Genomic DNA, 2,742 nt, shown 5'->3' on the forward strand with positions numbered 1-2,742 from the left:
CGGCGTATGGAACAACAATCTTGAAGCCGATCCTGACGGCCCCAGCCACGTGCGCAATATCCGTGACGCTGGTTATCACACCGCACTCATTGGCAAAACGCATCTGTGGCAGCATGGGGGACCTAACACTAGTGTACACACCAGAGAAAAAACAGAGATACTTGAAAGGTGGGGTTTTAAGGACATTCACGAACTGACCGGCCCTCTGGCCTCCATCCTAACCGATTCACCCTATACCGATTACCTACAGGAAAAGGGGCTGTTAGAGAAACATCGTGAGTACATGATGGAGTATATTCAAGCCATGAGGAAGGGCGAAGCCCGACCCTGGGAAGAACCGCCGTGTCCTCTGCCTTCAGAGGATCATCTGGACAGCTACACCGGCCGCAAGGCCGTGGAGTGGATACAAAATTACAGGAGTTCAAAGCCCTTTTATCTGCAGGTCTTGTTTCCAGGCCCTCATGATCCCTTTGATTCTCCGGCTGAATACAGGGCCATGTACAAACCTGAGGACATGCCTGTGGAAATCATGGACTGGCCCCAGGACCCCATACCGGTCTATGTTGATATAGTCCTGAAGTGGAGCGGGCTTAAAGATATGACCGTTGAGCAGAAGCAGATTCTCAGAACCTTTTATTATGCTAAGATCACCCTGATTGATGAATACATCGGCCGTATTACAAAGGCCCTGGAAGAGAAGGGTCTGCTGGATAACACCTGGATCGTTTATAACTCTGACCATGGCGAGATGCTGGGCGATCACAGAATGAGCCATAAGATCGTTTTTTATAACGGCGCGCTTCGTGTGCCATGCATCTTTCGCCCGCCTAAAGGCATCCAGGGCTGGAAGTCCACCGCACTGACAGATCATATTGACATAGCCTCTTCACTCATGGATATCGCCGGGGCCAAACCCCTGGAAGGAAGCGACGGCCGTTCCCTGATTCAAAAAATCCAGGCCGGACCGGACGATCCTCAGGCTCAAAAAGGAAAGGATGTTATTTTCAGTGAGGTCTATGGCTTTTCCATGGTCTATAATGGACGTTACAAGTTGACTATTCAGTCTGAAACACAGAAGCCTGTGGAGCTTTTTGACCTGGAAAACGACCCGAATGAACTCAAAAATCTGGTTGACGATTCTTCACGTGAGGCAGTGCGTCAGGAACTGTTGGAAAAACACCTGAACTATCTGGTAAGCCGCACGGATGAGAAAAAATACAACGTATTCAAGGAAGGTCTAAACGAACGCAAGGATAGCAGAGGGAGAGGCTGGGCCAAGGGATTGTCTGTTTTTTCTGAGTGAAACGAACGTAATTGCCAGTTCCCAATTACCGGCCCAGGGATAAAAGGAAATTTAACTTCAAACCCTGCTGGAGAAAGGAGGCGGTTAGATGTCCGAAAAAACATTGGTAAAGGTACTAAGCAGTTTTATTGTCATGATTCTCATAACACTTGGGCCCACGATTGGCCTGGCGGCGTCTGAGCCTGAAGGCACATTGGTGGTCGTCAGGTCTCGTGACGCGCAGTTCCTGGACCCCAACGTGGCCACTTCAGACAGGTCTTTAAATATATACCTGTTTGGCTCCATGGTTGTCAGAAACCTTTTCGATGGGAAATATTCGCCCCATCTGGCCGAGTCCTGGGAGGTCCTCGACCCCAAGACCTGGAAATTCAAACTGCGCCAAGGGGTCAAGTTTCATAATGGGGATGAAGTCACCTCGGCAGATGTCAAGTTCTCCTTTGAACGAAGCGTGGGTAAATTCAACCGCAAGTTCCGCGGTTATCGCAAGGGCGCTTTAAAACGGCAGGTAGCTTCTGTTGAGACCCCGGATGATTACACGGTTATTATCAAGACCAAGTTTGCTGACGCCTCCTTCCTTGGAGTGTCCATGCTCATGCAGGTCGTACCCAGGGCTTATGTGGAAAAGCTGGGCGATCAAAAGTATGCCAGGAAACCGGTTGGTTTCGGACCTTACAAAATCAATAAGATCAGGGTTGGCGAGTACATTGAAATGGAGGCCTTTGAAGATTACTGGAATATCAAGCCCAAGCCAGGGGAAATGAGACGCAGCCAGGTTAAGACCTTAATCCTTAAAACCCTGCCTCAACAGGCGACCATGGTCGCGGCCCTGAAAACAGGTGAAGCAGACGCTATGATCGGAGTGCAGACCGATACGAGCAAAGAGCTGGAAAGACTGTCTCACATTACTGTTTATTATGCCCCGGCCTCTCAGCATGGTTTCTTTATTATTAACTTCCGGGCAGAAAAGGACCCACAGACTGGGGCGTCCAACCCCTTGCGCGACGTTCGGGTCAGGCAGGCCCTGAATTACGCCATCAACTGGGACAGCATCATCAAAAACTATATGACCGGCCGTGAATGGCGCACCACCCTGATCGGCCGAACCCAGATCGGCTATGACCCCAACGCGCCTATCTACCCGTACGATCCTGAGAAGGCTAAGAACATTACAGGGAAACAGGACGCGGCCCGTACCTGGACGCAATCTGGGAGTACTGGCGCACGGTCGGGATAAAGGTTGTGATTAAGCCTCATTCCGCGGCAGTTAACTTAAGAGGCGTCTATACAAAGAAGTCTTATGGCGTAATAGCTTGGGGAGGTGGGTTTGGGCCGGACCCGGGCAACTGGTTCAGGGTCATGGTTCCATACAATGGGCTTCAGGCCATGCATCTTGCGCATCCAAAAGTTGAAGAGCTAGCCAGGAAACAATCTGTTGAATT

The 2,742-nt window shown here is 50.4% G+C and carries 2 protein-coding genes; both read left to right on the top strand.

The window, feature by feature from the left end; all coding sequences use genetic code 11:
• A partial coding sequence (locus JRI95_16980) for a sulfatase-like hydrolase/transferase (protein MBW2063240.1) occupies window positions 1-1,303 on the top strand: 1,303 nt, incomplete at its 5' end.
• Window positions 1,304-1,391: 88 nt separating this feature from the next.
• The gene (locus JRI95_16985) at window positions 1,392-2,537 is read left to right on the top strand and encodes a hypothetical protein (protein MBW2063241.1); all 1,146 of its coding nucleotides are present in this window, start codon (window positions 1,392-1,394) and stop codon (window positions 2,535-2,537) included.
• Window positions 2,538-2,742 lie beyond the last annotated feature (205 nt).

This window comes from Deltaproteobacteria bacterium (assembly GCA_019308995.1).
Classification (GTDB): Bacteria; Desulfobacterota; Desulfarculia; order Adiutricales; family JAFDHD01; genus JAFDHD01.

What these genes read in the sequence shown, in the direction of transcription:
- JRI95_16985 (MBW2063241.1), top strand. Translation starts at nt 1,392, where the DNA reads ATGTCCGAAAAAACATTGGTAAAGGTACTAAGCAGTTTTATTGTCATG.